Annotated in this window: 26 protein-coding genes; 13 read left to right on the top strand and 13 right to left on the bottom strand. The window is 60.2% G+C overall.

Annotated features, from left to right (window positions below; genetic code table 11):
* Positions 1-88 precede the first annotated feature (88 nt).
* Positions 89-1,996 (bottom strand): sensor histidine kinase, encoded by a 1,908-nt coding sequence (locus JQ597_RS03615; protein ID WP_212262865.1) that lies wholly within the window; start codon positions 1,994-1,996, stop codon positions 89-91.
* 166 nt (positions 1,997-2,162) lie between these two features.
* The gene (locus JQ597_RS03610) at positions 2,163-2,582 is read right to left on the bottom strand and encodes a hypothetical protein (RefSeq protein WP_212262864.1); all 420 of its coding nucleotides are present in this window, start codon (positions 2,580-2,582) and stop codon (positions 2,163-2,165) included.
* A 194-nt stretch (positions 2,583-2,776) separates the two neighbouring features.
* Between JQ597_RS03610 and JQ597_RS03605 the strand changes: the two genes are divergently transcribed.
* The gene (locus JQ597_RS03605) at positions 2,777-3,232 is read left to right on the top strand and encodes a hypothetical protein (RefSeq protein ID WP_212262863.1); all 456 of its coding nucleotides are present in this window, start codon (positions 2,777-2,779) and stop codon (positions 3,230-3,232) included.
* Between the two features lie 44 nt (positions 3,233-3,276).
* On the top strand, positions 3,277-3,891 hold the full coding sequence (locus JQ597_RS03600; RefSeq protein WP_249147210.1) for a polyphosphate kinase 2 family protein: 615 nt from the start codon (positions 3,277-3,279) through the stop codon (positions 3,889-3,891).
* 42 nt (positions 3,892-3,933) lie between these two features.
* On the opposite strand, the gene JQ597_RS03595 is transcribed toward JQ597_RS03600, so the two are convergent.
* From JQ597_RS03595 to JQ597_RS03585, 3 genes are all read right to left on the bottom strand, one after another.
* A complete protein-coding gene (locus tag JQ597_RS03595) occupies positions 3,934-4,368 on the bottom strand; it encodes a hypothetical protein (RefSeq protein ID WP_212262862.1) in 435 nt (144 codons plus the stop codon).
* A gap of 196 nt (positions 4,369-4,564) precedes the next feature.
* Positions 4,565-6,295 (bottom strand): SulP family inorganic anion transporter, encoded by a 1,731-nt coding sequence (locus tag JQ597_RS03590; protein WP_212262861.1) that lies wholly within the window; start codon positions 6,293-6,295, stop codon positions 4,565-4,567.
* A complete protein-coding gene (locus tag JQ597_RS03585) occupies positions 6,292-6,528 on the bottom strand; it encodes a DUF1275 family protein (protein ID WP_212262860.1) in 237 nt (78 codons plus the stop codon). Before JQ597_RS03585 ends, JQ597_RS03590 begins: the two co-directional genes overlap by 4 nt.
* A 187-nt stretch (positions 6,529-6,715) precedes the next feature.
* Here JQ597_RS03585 and JQ597_RS03580 point away from each other — a divergent pair, with 187 nt between their 5' ends.
* Positions 6,716-7,603, top strand: a complete 888-nt coding sequence (locus JQ597_RS03580; protein ID WP_212262859.1) for an alpha/beta hydrolase family protein — start codon at positions 6,716-6,718, stop codon at positions 7,601-7,603.
* An 85-nt stretch (positions 7,604-7,688) separates the two neighbouring features.
* Positions 7,689-8,258: an invasion associated locus B family protein gene (locus JQ597_RS03575; RefSeq protein ID WP_349628777.1), complete on the top strand. Its 570-nt coding sequence runs from the start codon at positions 7,689-7,691 to the stop codon at positions 8,256-8,258.
* Positions 8,259-8,291: 33 nt separating this feature from the next.
* On the opposite strand, the gene JQ597_RS03570 is transcribed toward JQ597_RS03575, so the two are convergent.
* Positions 8,292-8,924 carry a response regulator transcription factor gene (locus tag JQ597_RS03570; RefSeq protein WP_212262857.1) on the bottom strand — a complete coding sequence of 211 codons (633 nt, stop codon included), beginning with the start codon at positions 8,922-8,924 and terminating at the stop codon, positions 8,292-8,294.
* A 377-nt stretch (positions 8,925-9,301) separates the two neighbouring features.
* On the opposite strand from JQ597_RS03570, the gene JQ597_RS03565 reads away from it, so the two are divergent.
* A complete protein-coding gene (locus tag JQ597_RS03565) occupies positions 9,302-9,985 on the top strand; it encodes a helix-turn-helix domain-containing protein (RefSeq protein WP_212262856.1) in 684 nt (227 codons plus the stop codon).
* Here the strand turns inward: JQ597_RS03565 and JQ597_RS03560 are convergent.
* Positions 9,963-10,421: a potassium channel family protein gene (locus tag JQ597_RS03560; RefSeq protein WP_212262855.1), complete on the bottom strand. Its 459-nt coding sequence runs from the start codon at positions 10,419-10,421 to the stop codon at positions 9,963-9,965. The two genes, JQ597_RS03565 and JQ597_RS03560, sit on opposite strands and share 23 nt — an antisense overlap.
* A gap of 263 nt (positions 10,422-10,684) precedes the next feature.
* On the opposite strand from JQ597_RS03560, the gene JQ597_RS03555 reads away from it, so the two are divergent.
* Genes JQ597_RS03555 through JQ597_RS03545 form a run of 3 tightly spaced genes read left to right on the top strand, consistent with a single transcriptional unit; the run spans position 10,685 to position 12,458 of the window.
* Positions 10,685-11,332, top strand: coding sequence for a CoA transferase subunit A (locus JQ597_RS03555; protein WP_212262854.1), 648 nt, complete (start codon positions 10,685-10,687; stop codon positions 11,330-11,332).
* 3 nt (positions 11,333-11,335) lie between these two features.
* Positions 11,336-11,986 (top strand): 3-oxoacid CoA-transferase subunit B, encoded by a 651-nt coding sequence (locus JQ597_RS03550; RefSeq protein ID WP_212262853.1) that lies wholly within the window; start codon positions 11,336-11,338, stop codon positions 11,984-11,986.
* Between the two features lie 13 nt (positions 11,987-11,999).
* Positions 12,000-12,458: a MaoC family dehydratase gene (locus JQ597_RS03545; RefSeq protein ID WP_212262852.1), complete on the top strand. Its 459-nt coding sequence runs from the start codon at positions 12,000-12,002 to the stop codon at positions 12,456-12,458.
* A 28-nt stretch (positions 12,459-12,486) separates the two neighbouring features.
* Here JQ597_RS03545 and fabI read toward each other — a convergent pair whose 3' ends face one another.
* The 5 genes from fabI to JQ597_RS03520 are packed head-to-tail and all read right to left on the bottom strand — an operon-like array spanning position 12,487 to position 18,879.
* Entirely contained in the window at positions 12,487-13,275 is a 789-nt protein-coding gene (fabI, locus tag JQ597_RS03540; protein ID WP_212262851.1) for an enoyl-ACP reductase FabI, read from the bottom strand.
* On the bottom strand, positions 13,272-14,486 hold the full coding sequence (locus JQ597_RS03535) for an acetate/propionate family kinase (protein ID WP_212262850.1): 1,215 nt from the start codon (positions 14,484-14,486) through the stop codon (positions 13,272-13,274). Before JQ597_RS03535 ends, fabI begins: the two co-directional genes overlap by 4 nt.
* A 5-nt stretch (positions 14,487-14,491) precedes the next feature.
* Positions 14,492-15,454: a phosphate acetyltransferase gene (locus JQ597_RS03530; protein ID WP_212262976.1), complete on the bottom strand. Its 963-nt coding sequence runs from the start codon at positions 15,452-15,454 to the stop codon at positions 14,492-14,494.
* Between the two features lie 38 nt (positions 15,455-15,492).
* Positions 15,493-17,721: a DUF3141 domain-containing protein gene (locus tag JQ597_RS03525; RefSeq protein WP_212262849.1), complete on the bottom strand. Its 2,229-nt coding sequence runs from the start codon at positions 17,719-17,721 to the stop codon at positions 15,493-15,495.
* Positions 17,722-17,730: 9 nt separating this feature from the next.
* Positions 17,731-18,879 carry an AI-2E family transporter gene (locus JQ597_RS03520; protein WP_212262848.1) on the bottom strand — a complete coding sequence of 383 codons (1,149 nt, stop codon included), beginning with the start codon at positions 18,877-18,879 and terminating at the stop codon, positions 17,731-17,733.
* A 160-nt stretch (positions 18,880-19,039) separates the two neighbouring features.
* Between JQ597_RS03520 and JQ597_RS03515 the strand changes: the two genes are divergently transcribed.
* On the top strand, positions 19,040-19,561 hold the full coding sequence (locus tag JQ597_RS03515) for a GNAT family N-acetyltransferase (protein WP_212262847.1): 522 nt from the start codon (positions 19,040-19,042) through the stop codon (positions 19,559-19,561).
* Positions 19,562-20,033: 472 nt separating this feature from the next.
* On the opposite strand, the gene cax is transcribed toward JQ597_RS03515, so the two are convergent.
* Positions 20,034-21,137, bottom strand: a complete 1,104-nt coding sequence (gene cax, locus JQ597_RS03510; RefSeq protein WP_212262846.1) for a calcium/proton exchanger — start codon at positions 21,135-21,137, stop codon at positions 20,034-20,036.
* A gap of 274 nt (positions 21,138-21,411) precedes the next feature.
* Between cax and JQ597_RS03505 the strand changes: the two genes are divergently transcribed.
* The 4 genes from JQ597_RS03505 (at position 21,412) to JQ597_RS03490 (ending at position 23,532) form a co-directional block, all read left to right on the top strand.
* A complete protein-coding gene (locus tag JQ597_RS03505) occupies positions 21,412-21,597 on the top strand; it encodes a hypothetical protein (RefSeq protein ID WP_212262845.1) in 186 nt (61 codons plus the stop codon).
* A gap of 451 nt (positions 21,598-22,048) precedes the next feature.
* The gene (locus JQ597_RS03500) at positions 22,049-22,216 is read left to right on the top strand and encodes a hypothetical protein (RefSeq protein ID WP_212262844.1); all 168 of its coding nucleotides are present in this window, start codon (positions 22,049-22,051) and stop codon (positions 22,214-22,216) included.
* Positions 22,217-22,360: 144 nt separating this feature from the next.
* Positions 22,361-22,705, top strand: a complete 345-nt coding sequence (locus JQ597_RS03495; protein WP_212262843.1) for a hypothetical protein — start codon at positions 22,361-22,363, stop codon at positions 22,703-22,705.
* A 467-nt stretch (positions 22,706-23,172) separates the two neighbouring features.
* The gene (locus JQ597_RS03490) at positions 23,173-23,532 is read left to right on the top strand and encodes a hypothetical protein (RefSeq protein ID WP_212262842.1); all 360 of its coding nucleotides are present in this window, start codon (positions 23,173-23,175) and stop codon (positions 23,530-23,532) included.
* Positions 23,533-24,049 lie beyond the last annotated feature (517 nt).

The following is a 24,049-nucleotide window of genomic DNA, read 5'->3' as shown; positions in this document are numbered from 1 at the left end:
GGTCCGAGGCGAGGTCGTTCTTTGATAAAGATCAAGGAACCTGCGGTACCGCCTTGCTGCGCCGCAAGAGCAGCGTGGCGGGCGTATATCAGGCCGACGTTGATCGATCGCGAGCGATCGGAAGCCTGATTGTGAAAAGCGCGCCGCCGAGCGGCTGATTTTCCGCAGAAATCTGTCCGTGATGCGCTTCGACGATGGTGCGGGCGATCGCAAGTCCCATGCCCATGCCTTGCGGCTTTGTCGTGAAAAACGGATCGAAGACGTTCTTGAGATCGCCGGTCGCGATACCGGCGCCGGTGTCGCTAATCCTGATTTCCGCACTGGCGCCCGAAAGGCTCGTGGTTACGCAAACTTCGCGCTTCTTCGCCTCCACTTCGGATATCGCATCCATCGCATTGATCATCAGATTCAGAAAAACCTGCTGCAGCTGAACAGCATCGCCCTTGACGTGCAGGCCCGCCGAGGCCGTGCAGCACTTCAGTGCGATATCGCGGCCGTGGGCCATGGCTGCGACAAATCCGATCACTTGCCGTACCGTCTCGTTCAGCTCGATATCTCGCATTTCAAAAGGTGTTTTCTTCAGCACGCTGCGTAGGCGACGTATCACTTCACTGGCGCGCTGATCGTCACGCTTGATGTCAACGAGAATTTCCCTGACTTCATCGAGATTCGGTGAAGAGCTCTTCAGCATGAGTTCGGCCGTCTCGGCGTTGGTAAGGATGGAGCCAAGCGGCTGATTTATCTCATGCGCGATCGAAGTCGTCAGTTCGCCGACAGCCGAATAGCGGTTGAGGTGTGCAAGCTCCGCCAGGCGTTGACGCGATTCGACTTCGGCGAAACGGCGGCGACTCCGTTCACGGAGCAATCCGCCGATCAACCCTCCCTGGATCAGGATTACGCACGCAATCAGCGACAGCTGCCAACTATATCTCTCCCATATGCCGGGCTCACGAAACAAGATTTCACTCCCCGGGGGCAGGTTGCTCTCGCTGATGCCCCAGCGCTGCATCTCCCGCCAGTCGTACTTTGGCGATGCAAATCCGATCGGCTGCACCTTGATATCGGCTGGTTTCCCGCCACCGAGAATGCGGATGGCGGCATTGACGGTTCTTTCGCTCGATTCGTTGATTGAATGCATCGGGCCGCCGACGGTATCTCGGCCGAAATAGGCTTCCTGGAAAGAAAAGATCGGGGCGTTGGCGATCGCACGAAGGTTGCGCAAGGCGAGATCGCCCTCATGGGCGACACCTGCACCATCGATCGACATCAAGCCCCAGAACAGAACAGTATGTGGCGGGAGCATCGACGCCCGCTTGAGTATTTCCGCAAAGGAGAGATCGGCATACCAGACGAATGCGACCCGGCTTTCGAAGGGCTTGCCTTCCCTCTTTACCTCCTCGAGCCAGAATTTCTCCAGGGGCGAGGCGCCTATGACCACGGCAATCGTCTGCGTGTCCGGCAGGACCTGAAGAATGCTGTCGAAAAAGGCTGAGAAATCGTTGTAGACCGCGATCACGGTGTCGTTGTCGGTCAGGTCCGTTCGGTTCACCAGTCGCTGCTCGACCGCCGTCAGCACCATGGGCGTTTCAGGGAAAAGCTGTGCCCGATATTTCTGAACAAACCGGGCCGCAGGTGCGCCAATGCTCACCACGATGTCCGGCGGACGGCCGGAGTAAAGTGACCGCAGATAGTCGACAAACGGCGCTTCCGGTCCCGGGTTGTTGACCCGTGCCGACAGTAGATTGTGCTCCTGAAGCTCCAGTGGCCACGGCGATTGCTGCTCGAGCTCGGTCCGGATGGTGCGGGCAAATGCGCTCCACGGCAGAAAGTCGCGCCCGAACGAGTGCAGCATCAGCACACGTTTGGGTTCGCCGCGCGGCTCGCCGCTTGCCGGTCCGGGCAGCATGGCTGCCAGGACCAACAGGCAGACGCAGAGACGGACGGCCAGGACTGGCCAGCCCGGGTTGATCGCTGCGGTCGGGACGCGTGCGCTCATCCACCTACCCCGGCAGTTCGAACGGCTGCATTCGAGCACATTCCCAGCGCGAGCGACACTGCAGCCAACCCCTCAGCCGGGTCGGACGACGTTAACAGCGCGTCGTGACCCGACCGCAGGCGTCCTCCGATCTGCACGCAGGAGGAGCAATAGCAAGCTCCTGCGGCTAGATCTGGCAGCGGTGATACTTCACATCCATTCCTTCCATGCCTGGAAACTCCCGGGAGATGGTGTTGTCATCGATCACCTTCAGGAAGAACTGGACGTTTGAAAGCATGATGCCTGAGGCGCAAGCGACCACCAGGTTGATGGTTTGACCATCCTCCTTCCTCGACTTGATCAGGCAATTTTCAAGCTTGCCTTTCAGGCGATCGGATTCGGCGATGAAGCCGCCACCGTACACGCCGGAGAAATTCGTGAAACTCACCCTGTTTGCGCGTCCCTTGCGGGTGAACACCTTGGCGCATTGGTCCGCACTCGTGGCCCATGCACCGGTGAGCTCGAACGCATTCGCCCGATGCGGTGGTAGCAAGGCAGAGCAGAGTGAGACTGCCGCCGCGAGGGCCAGGTTTCGAAGCACAGTCATCGGATTTCTCTCGAGCCCCTGTCAGTGACCGCTCAACGCCCTCTCCCAAGCCGGAACTGGCCGTTCGCGCAGACGTCGCGAAACAGTGCGGGCCTCCCCGATGCGAATTGCTTGATTTGGATCAAGGGAACGACGTCGCCGTCACCTAGCTTTGGCAACGCAGAGGCAGAACACCCACTCAGGAGCCATCAATCATGCCTGGCAGCATCGATAATCTCATTCCCAGCGTGAAACAGATCCGGACGGAAGCCGCCCTCAAGGAGGCCGAAAAGGCAGAACAATACGCGCGCCTTGCCGCTGCCGCCGAAACCGAAAAACGCGTCCTGATCGAGCGGCTGAGCCGTCCGTCGGGCAAATCCGAGGAAGAAAAAATCCAGCTCGCCTCGGCCGTTATCCAGCGGGCGGTGCGAAACGGATTGACGGAAGTGCAGGTCTATCGGTTCCCCAACACGCTGTGCACCGACAAGGGCCGCGCCATCAATCAGCAGGAGCCGGGCTGGGAGAATACACTGACGGGGATTCCGAAGGAAATATTCCAGCTCTGGACCGACTACCTGAAACCGCGCGGCTATCGCATCAGCTACCAGATCATCGATTACTCGGGAGGTGTTCCAGGCGACGTCGCAATCACCATTGCCTGGGGAGACTGAGGGCAGTTCGGGCGGATCTGGCTTGCAACAACGGAACGGTGACCATGTCCGCCGACGGACACACGGAAGGAATGAAACGCAAGGACTATGAAAAAGAACTAGGAAAGCTCCAGGTCGAGCTTTGCCATCTCCAGGAATGGGTGAAAGAAAACAAGCTTCGGGTCATTATCCTGTTCGAGGGCCGGGACGCCGCTGGCAAGGGCGGCACGATCAAGGCGATCACGGAAACGGTCAGTCCACGCGTGTTTCGCGTGGCCGCCTTGCCGGCGCCGTCGGATCGCGAGAATACGCAACTGTTTCTTCAGCGCTACATGCAGCATTTTCCGGCTGCAGGCGATCGTGATCTTCGACCGCAGCTGGTACAACCGCGCCGGCACGAGCGATTCCTTTTGCTCTGTCCCCAGATGGAGAAGTACATCATCGAGGGCGGCGTCATCCTGATCAAGCTCTGGCTCAAGGTCGGAATGGACGAGCAGGAGCGCCGCTTCAAGGCCAGAATTAACGATCCGCTGCGGCAATGGAAGCTGAGCCCGATGGATCTGATCCCGCACAAGCGCGTGCAAAAGGAAAAGGTCAAGCTGCCGAAGCGTTCCGGCAAAAAACGCTATGACGACCAGGCTGGCTCGAGCGAGATGACTTTCGTGGCAGAGCGCTACTGAACAGATTGGGCTGCGCAATTGCGCGGCCCGACCGGTTCGGCTCTATTTCAAACGTATCGTTACCCCGCCAACTGCAGCTGATACTTCGGCGCCGACCTTCGGGCCGCTCAGCTGCAGGATGACGCCGTTGGCATTCTGCAATTGAACGCCTCCGGCGCCAGCCGCAACGGCGCCACCTGCTCCGACAGCGCCATACGAGCCTTCGATCGAAGCCGGCCCCTTCAGATTGAGGGCCCGTCCGACAAGCTTGGTGGTCGAGGCTCCGATGGTGAAGCCGACGCTCATGCCCGATACGGTGAACGGATAGCGCTTGCCTCGGAGCACGAGCACACCCTCGCCGCCTCCGACTCCGACGATGAACCCGCCTTTGGTGAAGACGACCGCGACCTGGCCGGTTTCAGCTCGGGATGGCGTACTGGTACCAGTCGCGCCCACGAGCAAGGCAACCAGGGCGACGCTTATGCCAAACTTTTTCATGCGTTTATTCCTCTGAAGTGTCACGCTCCGAAAGCCAGCAGCTTCGAACGGACCGAGAGGGAGAGAACGGATCGATCCGGTCTATACGGGACTGGCGTCGCTGGACATTTACCCACTGCCCGCCCACTCCCTTGATCCAAGTCAAGGGGCGCACTCCCTCGACTCGAACTCGCCAAGCTGCGACGAATGCCGCGCTTCACGGTCCAGGCGACCGTCCCTCACGGAGACCGGATCGTTCGCTGGCATTGCTCTCGCCCAGCACACTGTCGAGTGTGCGGAGCCATTCGCTGCTGTCCGTCTTCTCCGCCAGCCCTTCCGCCCGCAACAGGTCACGCAACTGCGCATGGGCACCGACGATGCAGAACGCTACATGACGCGACGCCAGCTCGTCATGGAGATCGAGCAGCATCCGTGCCCCGGCCAGATCGATGTAGGGGGATGCCGAAAGATCGCAGGCAACCATCCTGACGTCAGACGATTTTCGCAGCGCCCTCAAAACCGTCTCCAGAATCGTCTCGGCATTGATGTAGAGCAGCGAGGCTTCAGGGCGGAACGCGATGACACCAACCAGCGGCTCCACACCCTCATGCCTGGCGCTGTCGGAATAACGGCCCGATCCAGGAAGTCGCCCGAGAAACGCGATGTTGGGCTGCGACGCCCGCCCAAGCAGCAGGAAGATGGATGCAAGGGCGGCGAGCAGCACACCTTGGAGGATCCCGAGCAGCAGCACGGACACCAGCGCGATAACCGCGGCATAGAAGTCGATGCGGCTTACTGTCCACATGCGAAGCAGCGCGCGGATGTCGACCAGTCTGTAAACGGCAACAAAGACAATGCCAGCCAACACCGCCTTGGGAAGGTTGGTCAGCAATCCCGTAAAAAACAGCAAGCAGAGGGCGAGGGCAAACGAGCAAAACACCAATGCCAGGGGCGTGCGCGCTCCCGCCGTGTCGTTGACGGCGGATTGCGACAATCCGCCGGCCACGGGATAGCCGTGGCCAAACGCAACCGCGAGGTTGGCGGCCCCCAGCCCCAGAAATTCCTGCCGGACATCAAGGTTGTATCCATGCTTTGCGGCAAAGCTCCGGGCCGCCGAAACACCTTCTATATAGGCCAGCAGCAGGCATCCGGCCGCTATTGGAAACAACTCCTGGAATTCCAGCATCCCGAAAGTGGGCACCTCGAAAGCCGGCAATCCTTCCGGGATGTTTCCGGTAACAGGTACGCCCAGTGCCGGAAGGGCGAACACGGTTGCCATCAGGATTGACAGCGCCACCACGGCGAGCCCGACCGGCCTGCCCGATAAAAACCGTTCACCGAGGAGCAGGAGCAGGATCGCTGCAACTCCAATTGCCAATACGAGCAGATTGGTGTCGCCGACCTGCCCTGCAAGCCTGATGGCCCGGTCGAAGAAGTTGTGGCCACCACCGGCCACGCCGAACAGGCTCGGCAACTGGCTCATGATGATTGTGAGTCCGGCCCCCGCCTTGAAGCCGACGAGAATGCTGTCGCTGACCAGACGGACGAGAATGCTGAGCTTGAAAAGCCAGGCGATCAGGCAAAGCAGCGCCACCGCGAATGCCGAAAGGCTCGCGATCTGTGCGAAGCGCATCGCGTCCCCTCCGGCGAGCGCCCCGACGCTGCCGGCGATCATGAGCGAGATTGCGGAGGTTGGGCCGACCGCAAGCTGGCGGGACGATCCAAGGAGAGCGTAGCCCAAGCCGCCAAGCATGTAGCCGTAAATGCCGACCTGGGGCGGCAACCCGGCAAGGCCCGCATAGGCCAGTGACACCGGGATCGCATAGGCGGCGAGCGTCACGCCGGCGATCGCATCATGGCGTAACCAAGCCCTCCTGTATTCAGCAAGCCAGGTCAACGGCGGAAAAATCCGTGTCCAGCCCGTTCGCGGAAACGAGCGCGACTTCATAGGCGCCCCTCATTGAGTGTCTCGCAGCGAAACAGGACGACCAGCAGCACCAGCACGAGCAGGCCAATCGCGAGGTCCGGGATAAGCTTCATTGCGTAGGCGCCGACAGCCGCCCCAATACCAAAAGCGACGCACAATGCTGCAAGGATGCCGGGGCGGTGAAGCGAGCCGAGTTGCCCGGAGACCACGGCGAACACTCCCTCAGTCGCCTGGCGCAGATTGCCGGTGATCATAGGCGACACCTCGAGCCCGACGCGAATTGATCTGGATCAAGCTTTCGACGAATTCCGGGATTCAAATTGATGCACGATCGATAGATGCGCCGGGGGAATGCGACCATGGACACTGTCAGGCAGGCCATCTCCAGCGTTGCCTCGTTGGTTAGATTTGCGCAGGTCGCCACATCGAGGGAGTCGTGACATGTGTCAGCAGAGCTTCCGGGGCCTCGCTACGTTACTGCTGCTTTTCGCAAATCTGATCACGCCATCGCGTGCGGACGATCAGGCCACGTCGCGCCCTATCCAGGAAGAGATCTGGGCGCTGCCGCTGCCGCTTCCGATGTTCGCCTACCTGGTGCGGCCGGTCGGCGATGGGCCGTTCCCGCTCGTGATCATGAACCATGGCGTTTCAATGACCCCGACCGGCCGCAGCTTTTTTCCTCTTGTGGAGTTTCGCGATGCCGCCAAGTGGTTTGCCAAACGCGGCTACCTCGTGGTGGCCCCCGTCGGCACCGGCTACGGCGCCGCGGCCATCGACATACCCGAGCATGGACTCTACGGCCCGTTCTTCTCGAAAGTCGGAAAGTGCAGCAATCCCAATTTCCGCGCTCCTGGCCTTGCGGTTGCGCAGGTTGACCTCTGGATCATCGACTACATGATCGCCGAAAAGCGCATCGTGCCGAACGGCGTCATTGTGGTCGGGCAATCCGCCGGCGGTTGGGCCTCGATCGCGCTTTCAAGCCTGAACCCGCCCCAGGTCAAGGCAATCATCACCTTCGCCGCCGGCCGTGGCGGACGTGTAGACGGCAAGCCGAACAACAATTGCGCGCCGGACAAACTGGTGGAAGTGACCGGTGAGTTCGGCCGCACATCGCGGGTGCCGATGCTGTGGATCTACATCGAGAACGATACCTTCTTCGGCCCTGCCCTGTCCAAACGCATGCACGAGGCCTTTACCGCAGCTGGCGGCAAGGCCGAGTACCATTTGGTGGCGCCATTCGGTAACGATGGACATTTCTTTATCGGCTCTCCCGATGCCATACCGATCTGGTCGCCGCTCGTGACGAAGTTTCTCGACGAACAGGGATAGGTAACGCCACGCTTGGAGGCCACCCATGTCACGCTCACATCGCATCGAACCGCACCGCGGAAGCAATTGTGCGATCCCCACCTTCGTGGCCCTATTGTTGGCTGCTGTCGCGAGCCTGGCATCTCACCGGCCTGCTGCGTCACAACCAGACCCGACCGCCGCGCCGAAACCTGCGGACACCGAAATTGCGCCCCGCGGGCAGCGAGAGGTAAAGGACATCGCTTATGGAGGCTGGAAAAAACTGTGCTTCAAGCCAGGCGGCGCAAAAATGATTTGTCGGATTTCGATTACCGGCACATTCGCGACCGGCCAGGTGGCGGTCCGCGTCGATATCGTCGAGCGTGAAGGCGACGCCACTGCACGGCTGCAGGTGTTCTCCCCCGTCGGCATGTATCTGCCGACGCCGGTCAAGCTTACGATCGACCAAGGCGAGCCCCATCTCGTGCCTTATACCTGGTGCCTCACCAATGCCTGCATCGCGGGCAGCATGGCAGATCCAAAGATGGTCAAGGAAATGGCTTCGGGTCAGACGCTGCGACTAGAATTCGTGGATTCGAGCCTGTTGACGCTCTCCACGTCGCTGCCGCTTGGTCAGTTTGCGCCGGCCCATCAGGGAGCGCCAGCGCAGACGTTCGAACAGGACATCGACGAATGAGGCGACAATTGCGCCAGGATTTCGCTGCGCCGGCTAGCTGCCTGAACTTTCGTTGCGACCGATAAGGCCGAGCCGTTCCGCGCTCGAGACCAGTTCCGCGAGCGAGTGCACCTGCATCTTTTCCATCACTTCATGACGATGCGCTTTCACCGTGCGCTCGGTCGTTCCCAGTTCCCTGGCAATTTCCTTGTTGATCTTGCCGCGCACGATCGAATCGAAGACCTGTCGCTCACGCGGCGTCAGTGTCACAAGATGAGCGAGAGCCGTATCTAGCGCGCCTCGTTGGCTGCGTGCCAACTCATAGCGCGCCAAGGCGCGCTCGATCGCTGCGAGCAGTTGCTCTGATGATGCCGGCTTGGTCAGGAAATCCTCGGCGCCTGCCTTGATTGCCTGTACGATCGTCGGGGTGTCGGCATGGCCGGTGACGAAGACGATCGGCAGGATCGACCGGAGCTCGATGAGGCGGCTTTGCAACTCCAGGCCGTTCAGTCCGGGCAATTTCACGTCAAGCAGGATGCATCCGGGCTTTTCAGAAGCCGGCAGACGATCGAGCAGTTGTTGGGCCGATGCGTATGTTTCGACTTCATAGCCAGCAAATTTCAGCCGGCGTGCAATCGCTGTCCGAAACGAAGCATCGTCATCCACCACGTAAACAAGGCCAGGCAATGTCCCCTCCTAGCCGTCACTCGAACTGACATCTCGCTCCCACCTGAGGGGTTGGGGCCCACATCCATCGCGATCGTCTCCAGCGCAAGCTGCATCCTTGCGGCGGCGAGCAATCGATCTGATCAAACACTACTGCCCAAAAACGGTGGCATAGCAGAACATTCAAACGCCAAGACCAGGGGACGGTATCCGTCCCGAGAGCTGTCTTCTCTGGCGCCGTATTATAGACCTGTCCTTTGGTACAATGAACCTTCAGACAATAGTAAAAAATGTTGCCTTCGCAGAAGATTAGCTACCCCAACGGAGCGCATACCTTCCCACAAAATATTCAGAAGGCCGACCACGCCCAATAACGGGTTACCGTACAGGAGTTGGTCATGTTTGTCCGTATCACGACCGATCCGACCCCCCGTCCCACCTCTCTCGGCGAACTCGGAATAACGAGTGATTCAAATCCAAAAGTAAGTTTAAACGAATTTACCTACAAGAAAGGTACCGAAATCTACGGGGAAACGGAGCCTGCGGACTACGTCTATCAGGTCAAGACGGGCGCAGTGCGAAGCTACAAGCTGCTTTCGGACGGCCGTCGCCAGATCGGCGCATTCCACCTCGTCGGCGACATCTTCGGACTGGAAAACGGAAACGAGCATCGGTTTACGGCAGAGGCGATCGTGAGCACCACGGTTCGCCTGATCAAACGGCGGAGCCTCGAGATGGTGGCGGAGAGCGATGCCATGGTCTCGCGGAACCTGCTCAGCATGACCACGGACAATCTGCAGCATGCGGAGAACCACATGCTCCTGCTCGGTCGCAAGACTTCTCTGGAGCGCGTCGCCGCCTTCCTGATCGAGATGGACCGACGACTTACGGCGGCAGGCGTCATGCCACTGCCGATGTCGCGGCGCGACATTGCCGACTATCTGGGGCTGACACTGGAAACGGTGTCTCGTGCACTATCGCGGCTGCATGAACACGGCATCATCGGATTCATCGGCAGCAATCAGCGCCAGATTGTCCTTCTGAATCGACGGCAGCTCGCTACCCTCGATCTGCAGAACTGAAACCGGGAGCGCCGATCGACGCGAAGCGCTCGAGCGTCTTGCGGAGCACCTCGAACAGAACCGCGGTTGACCAGCCGAACATCAGGATACCGTTCATTGCGGTCATCGGCCCGGTCAGTCGCCAGGCTTGTACAGGCGTGATATCTCCGTAACCGAGTGTGGTATAATTTACGAAGGCGAAATAGAGCAGATCGCTGCCGGCGGGCGCCGCGCCGACGAATAAATACGCTAGCGCCCAAACAAAGACCTCCAGCGTGTGCGCCACCATCAGTGCCGCCGCCGTTCCGACCATCACGGCCATCAGGTGCAATCTCGGCCGCTTGCGGTGCCGCAGCCCCGCGGAGCGGGCAATGCCGATCGCACCGACTGTCACCAGCGCGTGGATCATGATGTTGATCACGCTGACGACGAAGCCGACCAGGAATTGAAGCGCCATTGCTTTCTCTTGCTGGGTGCGACCGGCAAGGGCCATCGAGCGCCTCTGCCGGCCTTGGAACTGACTTCAACTCTTTGAGGTAGAGACACCCGCCGCCTTGTGGCAGATTCGCCCGTTATGGGCGCAAGCGCTCAAAGGCGTCGACATTACCATTCCCCGCGCGGAATAGCGGAAAGCCTTGACGCAGATCAAAGATGCGGCGACGGCCCTCCTCATCATCGCTGCTACTTCCGCCCTTTCATTGATCGACTGGAGTTTCAATCATGAGGGCAGTTTCCGTCGAAGAAGCCGTTGCGATGATCCCGGCCGGGGCGAGCATCATGGTCGGCGGGTTCATGGGCGTCGGAACGCCGGAGCGCCTGCTTGACGAGGTCGTCAGGCAACAAAAGAGCCGTCTTTCGCTGATCAGCAACGACGCTGCGGTACCCGGCAAAGGCGTTGGCAAACTGTTCGATGCGACACTCGTCTCGCGCCTCACCGCAAGCCACATCGGCCTCAATCCGAAGGCGCAGCAGCAGATGCTGGCCGATCAGCTCGCCGTCGACCTCGTACCCCAAGGGACCTTCGTCGAACGCATTCGCGCGGGTGGTTGCGGTCTCGGAGGCGTACTCACGCCAACCGGCGTCGGCACCTCGGTGGCCGAAGGCAAGCGCCAGATCGAGGTAAACGGAACGACGTTTCTGCTCGAGACTGCGCTGCGGGCGCAATTTGCTTTGGTCCACGCCTTTCTGGCCGATTACCTCGGCAACCTCACCTACGCGCTGACCGCACGCAATTTCAACCCGGTGATGGCGATGGCGGCCGACACCGTGATCGTAACGGCGGAGCACATCGTGCCCGTGGGCGTCATCGCACCCGATCACGTCATGACCCCGGCGCCGCTCGTCGATTACCTGATTACAAACAGGTGAACCATGGATGCACAGACGATCATCGCCCGGCGCGTCGCGCGGGAGCTCCATACCGGCGATCTCGTGAACCTGGGGATCGGCATTCCAACGCTGGTCGCCAACTACGTTCCACCGGAGCTTACGGTGTTCTTTCAGTCGGAAAACGGATTGATCGGTACAGGACCGGTGCCGGAGCAAGGCATGGCTCATCCGCTTCTGACAGACGCGGGCGGACGCCCGATCAGCGCTCTGCCGGGTGCCAGCACCTTCGACAGCGCGATATCCTTCGGATTGATCCGCGGCGGCCATGTCGATGTGACGGTCCTCGGCGGCCTGCAGGTCGACGCGCATGGACATCTCGCCAACTGGATGATCCCCGGCAAGATGGTGCCGGGCATGGGCGGGGCAATGGACCTCGTCAGCGGCGCCAAGCGGGTTATCGTCGCCATGCAGCATGCTGCTAAGGGCAAATCGAAGATCGTCGCCAAATGTACCCTGCCGCTGACGTCGACAAGGCCGGTAAGTTTGGTCGTGACTGACATGGCCGTCATCGCCTTCCCGGAGGGTAAAGCGACCCTGCTGGAAACCGCGCCGAGTGTCAGCATCGCCGAGGTCATCGCCGTAACGGATGCCGAGCTCGTCATTCCCGATACGGTCCCCGAAATGAGGATCTGACAAGGTAACGAGCATGCGGATATTCAGCGACTTCAACGAGATCAAATCCGCTCTCGGCACCGAGATCGGCACAAGCGACTGGGTCGAAGTCTCGCAGCAACGAATCAACCAGTTCGCGGAAGCGACCTGCGACGAGCAGTGGATCCATATCGACCAGGCGCGCGCGAAGAAGGAGTTGCCAGGCGGCACCACCATCGCTCACGGACTGTTGTCGCTCGCGCTCGCGCCGCTCTTCATTCGATCGGTGATCGGGCTGAAAGGTCTGCGCAACACCCTGAACTACGGGGCGGACAGGATACGGTATCTTGCGCCGGTTCCGGCGGGTTCAAGGCTGCGCGGCCGCGTTACGGTCGCGGAAGCGGAAGACGTGCCGCCGGATGGCTTGCGCGTGAACTATCATCTCGTGATCGAGATCGAGGGCGGCAAGCGCCCCGCGTGCGTCGCCGAGCTGATCGCCCTGCACTATCGCTAGGCGGCGCGGCGGACAGCGTCAAACGCACTCAGTCGATGATGTGATAGCCGCCGTCGACATAATGCACGCCGCCCGTGATGAGTTTGGCGCCGTCGAGCGCCAGAAATGCGGTTGCGTTGCCGACGTCGTCGATACTGACGAGACTGCGCGCCGGCGCCTTCGATTGCGCCTTGTCCATCAGTTCGTCGAATTCGGGAATCCCCGACGCTGCGCGCGTGGCGAGCGGCCCGGGTGAAATCGCGTGAACGCGGATGCCCTTCGGGCCCAGCTCCGCGGCCATGTAGCGAACGGCTGCTTCGAGCGCCGCTTTCGCCACACCCATCACATTGTAGTTCTCCACCACCATCTGGCTGCCGTAATAGGTCATGGTGAACATGGTTCCACCATTCTTCATCAACGGTTCGGCCAGATGGGCCATTCGCATGAACGACCAGCACGAAACGTCCATCGTCTTGAGGAAGCCGTCGCGGCCGACGTCCACCACGCGTCCATGGAGCGCCTCCTTCGGAGAGAAGGCGATCGAGTGCAGCAGGAAATCGAGCTGGCCCCATTCCTTCCCGATCCGTTCGAACACCTGCTCCGTCTGGCCCTCGACCATGACATCCATTGGCATGAAGATCGGCGCCTCCAATGCCTGTGCGAGCGGCTCGACGTATTTTTTGGCACGCTCGTTCAGATAGGTCACGGCGAGATTAGCCCCGAGTGCACGAAAGGCCTTGGCGCACCCCCATGCGATCGATTGGTCGTTGGCGATGCCGACGATCAGGCCTTTCTTGCCCTTCAGGGCGACCTTGGAATCCGGGAATACGGGAATCATGACACCCTCTCATGCCTGGCGCTGGACGATGGCGTGTTCAACAGCAGCGACAATGTATGCTGCGCGATCATCAGCTCCTCGTCGGTCGGTATGACGTAGACCGGAATACGGCTGTCGGAACGGGATATCAGGCGCGCGTGGCGGGAATTCTCGGCCTCGTCGAGGGTCACCCCAAGCCACCTCAGTTGGTCGGCGATGCGTGCCCGGATAGCCACCGAGTTTTCCCCGATACCGGCGGTAAAGACGAAAGCGTCCAGCCCCTGCAACGCGGCCGCAAGCATGCCGGCGTTGAGGCCGATGCGATAAGCGAAATAGTCGACCGCCAGTTTCGCCTTGGGATCCTCGCTAGCTTCCAGTTCACGCATATCGTTGCTGATGCCCGAGAGCCCCTTCAATCCGCAATCGCGGTAGAGGAAGTTCTGGACATTGGCGGCCGACATTCCCTTTTCGGAGATCAGATAGAGCAGGACCCCAGGGTCGATTTGCCCCGGGCGCGTTCCCATGGGCAGCCCGTCGAGGGCGGTGAACCCCATGGTGCTCTCAATGCTGCGTCCCCCCTTCAGCGCACACATGGAGGCGCCGCTACCGAGATGGGCGACAATCACCCGCCCCTTTGCGATTGCGGGTGCGACTTGCGGCAAGGTCTTCGCGACATATTCGTATGAGAGACCGTGAAATCCGTAACGCCGCACGCCCTCGGCATGAAGCTGATGCGGAATTGCATAGTAGTCAGCCACGGCGTCGTGCGTGCGGTGAAACGCGGTGTCGAAACAGGCCACTTGCGGAAGAGCTGGAAACTTGGCCAGCAGCGACCGGATCGGGGCCAAATTATGCGGCTGATGAAGCGGGGCCAGCGCGACGAACCGCTCCAACCGGGCTACGACGCCGTGGTCAATCAGCACCGGCCGGTCAAAGTCCGGACCGCCATGAACGACGCGATGACCGACGGCCATCGGGCTAATGCGAAGTTCGTCGCGCAGCCATCCGCCTGCGATACCCATCGCGGCCGGAACATCCGGAACCGCTTCGATCGGATAGGCGCGGTCGGCCAATGGATCACTGTCCGCGCCACTCGCCCGCAAGCGAGGACGACTGCCAATGCCATCCATTTGGCCCTTGATCAGCCGCTTTAGCTTTCCCTCTCCCTCGACCGAAAAGATCTGGAACTTGACGCTCGAGGAGCCAGCATTGACGACGAGGATCGTATCCATGGCAATCACGCGGCAACATTTGGAGCACGCTGGCGCCTTGCATTTGCATAGAGAGCCGCAACCGCGCAGGACGCCATCCGCGCGCGCGCTGTGTCCGCACGCGACGTCAGAACGACAGGCACCCGGGCGCCGAGCACGATGCCGGCACTATCCGCCTTGGCGAAGTAGGCGAGATTCTTCGCCAGCATGTTGCCGGCTTCGAGGTCGGGAACGAGCAGGATCTGCGCCCGGCCGGCAACCTCGGATTTGATTCCCTTGATCCGTGCCGCTTCCACATCGATCGCATTGTCGAAGGCAAGTGGTCCGTCGAGCACGCCCCCGGTGATCTGCCCGCGATCCGCCATCTTGCAGAGCGCCGCTGCCTCGATCGTGGATGGAATCTTGGAGGTAACGGTTTCGACGGCGGACAGGATCGCCACACGCGGTGATTTGCCGAAGCCGGCTTGCGTATAGAGATCAATCGCGTTCTGGATGATGTCCCGCTTGGCATCGAGATCTGGAAAGATGTTGATGGCCGCGTCCGTTACAAAGAGCGTCTCGGCATAGGCCGGCACATCCATCACGAACACATGGCTGATCCGCCGGTCAGTCCGCAGGCCGTCCACCTTTGCCGTGACGCTACGCATCAACTCGTCGGTGTGCAGGCTGCCCTTCATCAGCATCTCGCCCTTGGCGGCATGGATGAGCTCAACACCCTTTGCAGCCGCGGCCTCGCTGTGCAGGGCATCGACGATCTCGAAGCCGGAAATATCGAGGCCGTATTTGCTGGCCGTATCCCTGATTTTTCCTTCAGGCCCGACCAACACCGGCCGGATAATGCCCGCCGCCGCGCTGTCGACGGCGCCGCGCAGCGAGGTTTCATCGCAGGGATGCACGACAATGGTCGGCGCCGGTGGCACCGCCTTGGCCGCGGCGATCAGACGGTCATACTTGCTCGGAGAGCGCGCTTTTCCTGAATCGGCTGGCATGGCTTTCATGATGTCGCTCCGGATCTTTCCAGTAAACGCTACGATGCCTTCGCCTTCGGATCGAAAGGGGCGCCCTTCGAAGCCTTATCCGAAAATTCGCCCGCATCGACGCCGAACAGTTTGGCAACACGCTTCAGACGCTTCGCGACCTCTCCCGATATTGCGGCACTCGCGGACAGCACTTCGCGAATCGCTGCGAAAGCCGCCTGGCGTGCTTTTGCATTGTCGGGCAAGAGCTTCGGTATCGCGGCCAGTGCTCCCTCCTGATCCAGCAGAAGCATGAAAAATTGCTCGCGGACCAGCATCTTGAACTCTGTCAGCGTTAGCCGCGCTCCGGAGTCGCTACGGCGAACGTTGCGCAATGCTTCTAGGCTCCGCTCGTCCACCATCCCCCTCGCCGACCCGACATACAGAAGACCGCGAATGGCCGCTTCGCGAAGGCCGCCTTCGCTGATTTTGGATTTCAGCTCGGCTATCCGCCTCTGGAGCATTTCACGGTGTGCTGCAGACATTTCCTGCCGGCGCGATGGGGCCGATTGCGGATCGATTCCGACAGCCGCTTGCAACGCCGGCGAGCCGTAGACCGCAAGGAAGGTCGCCTCGCTGAGCGCCTCCTGCGAATCCCGCCAACTGTCCAGCGCATTGACGATCTGCTTGGAGATCTGCTCCTGAAAGGCAACGAAGGGATTGTCTGTCGAGACCTGCTTGCGATCCTCGCTCACCCGCTCCGCCAGCGACTTCACCATCGCCATGAACGGATTCCGACTGCTGAAAGCTTCATACTGAAGCCGCAACGGATGCAGATTGCGCATCATCTCCGCCGCCTGAGGCTTCACCATGCCCTTGATCCAGGGCTGGAGGTACTTCTTGTAGGCCGTGAGATTGATTTCCGAAACGCGCTTGGCGGCGGCAAACCGCCGCTCATCCTCGGGAGAATTGCCGCCCATGGCACGGATGTCTTCAAGCGTCCGCGCCTCGCAGCGCATCACCCACTGGCCGGCGGCGAGGTCGGCATTCGTCGTATCGGTGCCCTTGGCCTCGAAAGTTGCTTCGTAGAGACCGGGCGGCAGGACATCGATCAGATCGATATTGCTGGAAAATTCAGCGTGTTCCTTTTTGGCAATGCCGCCGGAAACGAAAATGCCGAGATGGCCGACACTCTCGTGAACCGTGTAGACGATCGTCTGACCGTAGGCCCTGATTTCGTCGACGTCTGCATAGAGATCGAGGATCCAGTCCAACGCCTGTTGCGGCGGGGTAATATTGTCCCCCTTTGAGCAAAATACCACGATCGGTGATCTGATATTGCGCAAATCGACCGGCTGACCGTCAGACGTCGTGATCCGACCGGCGGCGAGATTATTGCCGACGAACAGTTCATCGACGATGAACTGGATTTCCTCGGCGTTCAGATTGACGTGCCCGCCCCACCAGCGTTCGAATTCGAGGTATCGGTCGGCCTCGCTATCGACCTTTGAGTAGACGTTGTACTGCTTGGTCCACAGCGTATTCGAAGGATTCTGGCTCTCGAAGTTTTGCACGAGCCAGGCGCCGTCGAATTTGCCGGCTCCGAGGTCGCTAGTCAGCGCGGTTAGCCAGCTTCCTCCGAGCAGGCCACCCGAATAGCGCATCGGGTTTTTGCCATGCACGCCTGCCCAATAGGCAAGCGGCGCGCCTGCAATGATGATGGGTCCGAACAGTTCCGGCCGCAGCGACGCCAGGATCATGACGGCCCAGCCGGCCTGGCAGTTTCCGATCACGCAAGGCTTGCCGTCGGCCTGCGGATGGCGGCTGATGACCGTCTCGATGAACACGGCTTCGGCGCGCGCGATGCGCTCGATTGTTTGTCCAGGCATCGGCTCGGGCAAGAATCCGATGAAATAGCAGGGATGACCCGCTTTCATCGCAACGCCGATTTCGCTGTCCGCCTTGAATCCCCCGATTCCCGGACCATGCCCGGCGCGGGGATCGACCACGATGAACGGTCGCCGGTCGAGATCTATTTCGACGCCTTTGGGCGGAATGATGCGTACGAGCGCATAATTCACCGGTTCATCCAGCTTGCGGCCGTCGGTGATCAGTTCGGCGGCGTATTGCAGGACATGCGGTGCCGTTTGCGCCACGTGTTCCCGATACTGATCGCCGCGTTGACGCAGGACGTCCAGGAACAGGACGCTGCGCTGGCCAGCGTCCATCATGTACTCTACAGCCGAAGCGACTAGCCCTGACATCGGACCGCCCGGCAACGTTGCTTTGTCCATCGCCATGTTTCGACCTCACTTGTCGGGAAGTTCACTCAACGAGCCTCGCGGCATCGAACGTTGATTTATGTCAACGTTCGAAAGTCGATCCGGCAATGTCGCGTCGGTACGATCGATGCGTATCCAGGCGACCGTCAATTCCCAGGACACGGAGAGAATGATCGGTCCGATAAAGAGACCAACAATTCCATGCGCGAGCGTTCCTCCTATCACCCCGACGAGGATGACGACCGTCGGCGTCGTCAGGCCGCGCGCCATCAAGAGCGGCTTCAAGATGTTGTCGAGTATGCCGACGATGCCCAGGAACACCGTCATCAGAACCGCTGTGGTAAAGTCCTTGTCGATCCAGATCCAGACGATCACGGGAACCAGGACGATCGCCGCGCCGATCTGCACGATAGTCAGGATCATAACCACGAAGGCCAGCAGGCCGGCGCCGGGAATGCCTGCCAGCTTGAAGCCAATGCCCGCCAGAAGGGACTGGATGATCGCGACGCCGATGACGCCCTGGGATACCGCGCGTATGGTCGTACCCGCCAGTTCCAGAAAATGTTCGCTCTGTTCGGGCACGATGCGATGGAGAAAGCCCCTGCCCGCCCCTACTAGCTGCGAGCCGTAGGGAAAGAGAAAGCCGGCCAGCGCCACAGACAGGAGAAACTTGAACGTTCCCACGCCGGCATTGCCCGCGAGGCCGAGCATGGTGCCAGCCAACGGCTTCAGATGGGGCACCACCTCGCGCAGGGCCGCTCGAATGTTGTCGGACGCTTGGTTCCAGAGCTCGAAAAGCTGAGGACCGATGAGCGGCCAATTCTTGACGCCGTCCGGCGGTGATGGAACCGCCAGGTTACCAGCGCTCAGATTTGCGGCGAAATCCTTCACTCCCTCCACTGCACTCAAGCCAAGCCAGGTCGCCGGCCCGATGACGATGGCGAGATTGATGACGGTGAGAATTGCCGCTGCGAGCCTCGGACGACCGCCGAGAAGCCTGGAAAGGAGATTAAAGACAGGATAGAGCGCGACGGCGAGTACGATGCTCCAGGCCAGGATCGGCACAAAGGGACGGATGAGAACGAACGTCCAGTAGACCAGGAAAGCGAGCAATCCGAGCCGGATCGCAAGCTGGATGAGGTCCTCTCCGGACCGGAGCTGGCGAAAGGTTTTCAAGGACGCGCCCTCATCTGGGAGTGGGCATGCTGTCGTCAAGCTACCGGCCGTTTTTCGCGCTGAAGTCTTGATCCAAATCAAACGACCGCAATCCGGGCCCGGGCTTCATCGGCGGACGTCGATCGAGACGGCAGCCTTGTTCGCCAGCACATGAGGCCCAATGTCTGAGCCGATCAACTACACCGGACGCGAGCTGCTGCGCGACGGCAGCCAAGTCGAAATCCGCGCGCTCCGGCGGGAGGACGAAGCAGACATGCTCGCTGCGATCGAAAAGACCAGCGCGCAATCATTGCAGCGCCGATTCTTCGTCATGAAGCGCCACTTCTCGGAGAAGGAGCGCGCCTTCTTCATGGACGTCGATTTCAAGAATCACGTCGCGATTGTCGCGATCACAGAGGAAGCCAGTCGCAAGGTGATTGCCGGAGGCGGCAGGTACATTGTCTTCGAGCCCGGGCGGGCCGAGATGGCATTTGTCGTCGTCGATACCTGGCAAGGCCGAGGCATCGGCTCGATCCTGATGCGTCATCTCGTCAAGTTCGCGCGCGATGCCGGGCTGCAAGAATTAACGGCAGAAGTTCTGCCCGAAAACGCAGCGATGATAAAGGTATTCGGAAAGTTCGGCTTCAGGCCCGCCGCGCGCCGAGACCCGCAGACACTCCATCTGGTACTGAAGCTCGGTTAGAAACACTTTCAGCGCGACAATAACTGCCCCGTCCGGACCTGAACCTGCACGGGGCGCTTGGAGCGCACTGCGGTGTCGAGAGGTCGCGGAAGACACGGCGCGTTCGTTCACGACGGTTCAGGCCTACCTCAAGCCCAAGGGCGAGCGCCGGTAGCTGCTATTCCGGACCTCATTCCTGCATACGAAGCTGCCGCTATATCCCGACGCGTAACGCCTCTGGCCCTTCAGGTAATAGCGTCCTGTTCTGAAATCGAGCCAGACGATCATGTCCCCGGGACAATGGCGTTGCGCCTGGGATTCATAGCGGAACGGCGTAAGGCTCTGCGCGATCGCGCTATGAGACGTGCACGAGATAATGGCTAGAAACGCAGTGAAGCAGCTGTAGGAGCCTAGTCGCATGTCGCGCCTATTTCGTTGCCCTCAAACCGGTACGCTGCGGCGCTCATTCCTACAGGATCGAACACTCCTTACATTACGCCAGTCCGTGCGATCCGGGCGGAACCATATAGAGTGTCATGGCAAATATTGCGTAGATGAATATCAAGAGAGCGCCGATGAACCATGCCGAACGACCGCTGTTCGTAACGAAGGTCGCCGTCACGGTCGCGATCATCACCATGGTCACGGCACCGGGCCAAAATTGCAGATCCATTGGTTTGGGCCCGACGACGTAACTCAGGAGCACCAGCACCGGTGCTACAAACAGCGCGATCTGGGACGCGCTTCCGAGCGCGATGCTAACGCTCATATCCAGGCGGTTCTTGCGCGCCGCGGAAAAGGCCACGGCCATTTCAGCTGCAGCACCGACCAGGGCGACGATGATGAACCCGACGAAAGCCGGGCTCATCCCCAGTGTCGTCGCCGCGTGTTGCACCGACTCAACGAAAATTTCACTTACCAGCGCCACCAACACGGTAACAGCGAGGAGTGTTCCGACCGCTAGGTTGATCGGCCACTTTGTTTCCCCCGCCTCGCCGTGATCCTCGCTCGCAAAGAGTTCCTTGTGGGTCTTTAGCGAGAAAAGCAAGCTCAATCCGTAAGCCACGATGAGCAGGATAGCCAGGGCGGCGCTGAAATTCTGAGCCATCACCTCGCCGCGCGCCAAATCGAGTTCGGAGACCGCTGCCGGAGCAAGGAGCGCAATGGTCGCCATCAACAGCAAGGCCGAATGCATCCTGCCTCCTGCACGATTGTACTCCTGAACATGATACCTGAGGCCACCCAACATAAAGGAGGCTCCCAGCATGAAAAGCGAGTTGGTGACGATAGCGCCGGCAATCGACGCCTTCACCAGCATGTACTCTCCGGCTCGCAGCGCAGTGACAGCGATAATCAACTCGGTCAAGTTTCCAAGCGTTGCATTCAACAACCCACCGACTGCGTCACCCGTCTTTTCGGAGACGGCTTCGGTTGCATGACTAAGAAGGGCAGCAAGCGGAACGATTGCGAGAACTGCGAGCACAAACAGGAGCGTATGGGCGGTCGGCACAACCTTGGCTGCGATCAGCACGGCGGGCACAAATATCAGCATCCACAGCAACGGAGTCTCTCGGATCTCCCTTAGCAGAGAGTTCATGGTGTTGGCCGCTCCTCGGAATAGGGCCGTCCGGTTGCCTTCCGGATCCTCTCCTGCTGGTGATCCCGGCGGGCATCGGGGCGTAAGAAAACTCGTCGCCGCACATTCTTGTTGATCTAGATCAACGGACGCCTGCGCAGTATCTGAAGCACTGGGAGCAAGCTTCGCGATCGCCAAGACTAATTCGGGTCGCCGCGTCAGTTCTGACGGTAGCCGGCGCCGCTACGAGGTTGTATGGGGGCCGAACGTGCCTCGCTCGGATATGAGGTTTGCCATGGCCGAAACACCGAAACTCTCTGTCGAGAAAGCACTGGAAAAACTGCGCGCCGCCGATGCGCCGAAATCCAAGAACGCGCGACGCACTGAGGAAATGGACGCTCTCGACGACGAGATAAAGCGCATGCGAGCGCAAAGACTTCGCCTGGATCGGCACCCGCGACGTTCGACCAAGAGTGATTGAAACTGCCATTGATTTACACCGACGGTTGCCCACAGCTCCTCGATCAGCCGCTCGTCTGAGCGCCGCGCAAATTCCGCTGGCACCCGGTGTTTCTTCTGAACGATGCGGGCGCCTCGATTGGCACCGCATTGCGCTGACGATCTTTGTGGGTTTGGTTCGGTACATTTGTCGCGGCTGAACGCGGCCTAAATCGCCGTTGTCCTTTACTGCGGCGGATAGCGACGGGCACGTGGCGACCTGATGCCTGTCGAAGGAAAATCCCGACGCCGGTCCCGCGGCCGATAACCGCTACACTGGCTTGGGGTCATTCCGGTCCAGCGCTTGCAGGCGCGCGTGAACGCGCTGATCTCAGGGCAGGCCAAGGCCAGCCATTGCATTCTCCACGCTTGAGCACAGCATGGTACGCTGCGGTCCCCGTCGCTTAAGACCACGGTTCCTTCCCGATATCGAAATGGCTTTCCGCGAGGGTGGCTCGCCCGTCTATCTGATCGCCAGCCCCACACTTTCAGTCGTAATCGGGATGCCGGCATGGCGCGCCGCACTTGACAGCGCCGGCCTCACCCCGGAAGCGAACCAGATCGCGCTGGCAGATAAAGCCGGAGCGCCGCGCCGCCCTTGACCCGCCGCTTGCGTTCCAGCCCCGCCAGCACCCGACATCTCGCCCCATGAATTTAGGCAAAAGTTCCGTTGATCTACATCAATGCCCCACACTGACAGCGCAGCAATTTCCTGTCCGGCAGGGTTTGTAGAAAGAGGTTCAGCCATGCTTCGCTATATTCTTGCTGCTTTTGCGGCACTTGTTCTGCTCACCGCCAGTTTGATCCCAGACGATGCCTACGCCCGTGGTCGCGGCGGTGGCGCTTATCGCGGTGGTGGCGGATTTCACGGTGGTGGCTACCGCGGCGGCGCGGTCGCAGTTCGAGGCGCTCGGGGTGGCGCTGTCGCAGTGCGCGGCGGTCGCTACGGTTATGGCGGCTACGGGTATCGTCGGGGCTACGGTGCGGCAGCGGTCGGCGCGGCTGCTGTTGGCGCTGCGGCGGCAGGGGCCTATTACGGCGGCGGCTGCGGCTACGATACCTACGGCAACTGGGTTTGCCCGCGCTACTAATCCGTGTTGAGGCGGCCGTGCGCCGGTGGCACGGCGCTCGGCTGCCAGCGTCAAGTCAGGCACACATCCGAGACCCTGCCCATGACGGCGGCCGTTTAGTGCACTGGACGTCATGAGCGGATGCATCCGGCGATGAGCCGCTATTTTTAAGTCGCCGGCTGCGGCTTTAGCGGCCTGCGAACAACAGGACAGCAACCAGCCCGACGTTCATCAGGCCAAGGGCGATGATGCCTGCGCGATAGAGGAATTCGATTGCCATGGCACGGTGCTCTCACGGGGCATTGTTCGCGAATTCAACACGATATACCCGCTTGCATCCCTTGGCATGTGCAGTTTGTGCCATTCGCGGTTGAGGCAAAGCAACAAAAAGTCGGCGCACGTTAACAAGCGATTTTCGCGTAATTTTGCTCATATCTGCGCGCGCTTCGAGCGCGCAATGATAGCCGTGCGGGCGTGGATATGGGACGATGTCTTCCGTTGATCTGATAGCAATCGCGATTGATTGGCTCGATGCCTATCGCGCGGGCGACCTTTTAATTGTTGATTGTTATGCCGATGATGCTTCCCTGCAATGCGACTGTGGGGGCAAGAAAGAATTGCGTTGCACGCACGCCATCGCTGCGTACTGGCATCAACGGTTCGTTGAAACGCGTGCCGGCGATCTCATCGATTTGCAATGGGACGGCAGCGATGTTGTCCTGCACTTCCGCGCGTCGGATGAGATTTTGCAAGCGGTTCTTACGTTCAATCCCGACGGGTCGCTTCGGCGTAGTCGGTGCGCTCTGTTCAACAACCAGGTCGCAGCTACCGGGACTGAAAACCCGTGAAGGATTATCAAGCCTCGCTCGAAACACTTCGTAGGGACGCAGCCGAAGCGGCATTGATCCGCGATCTTGCCACCCAAAAAACGAAGCGCGATACGTTTGACCGGCTGCATCGGTAATTGCCAAGCTCATTCCGATGATGACCCAATCTATCACTTAAAGTCCGGTTCCCGACAGAGCAAATTAGGGCGACTTTGAAGCAGCCGGCGGCGGCGGTTGCCAGCCGTCTGACGGCAAAAGGCGTTGCGGCGGCGCGATTGCTTTTTCCTTCGGCACGAAGGTTGACAACCCGAGCGTGGCGGCGCGGCGGTGGATTGCTGTGGACAACCGGCCTTCGCCTTTAACTTTGTCGCCCGGGGCAAGACTTGTTGCCCAATTACGCCTCACGAAACCGGCGCTCCGTACCCTACCCTTTATGGAAAGGGGGCGTCATGGAGTTATTTCGAGCTGAGAAGATCGCCACTGCTCGGGATCAATCAAACCATGACTGCCGCTTCTGCGCAGGAAGACTCACTCTTCT

The sequence above is a fragment of the Bradyrhizobium sp. AUGA SZCCT0177 genome, assembly GCF_018130125.1.
In the GTDB taxonomy this organism is placed as follows: Bacteria; Pseudomonadota; Alphaproteobacteria; order Rhizobiales; family Xanthobacteraceae; genus Bradyrhizobium.
The sequence above is the reverse complement of the archived record's forward strand: the minus strand, read 5'-3'. Positions and strand labels throughout refer to the sequence as shown.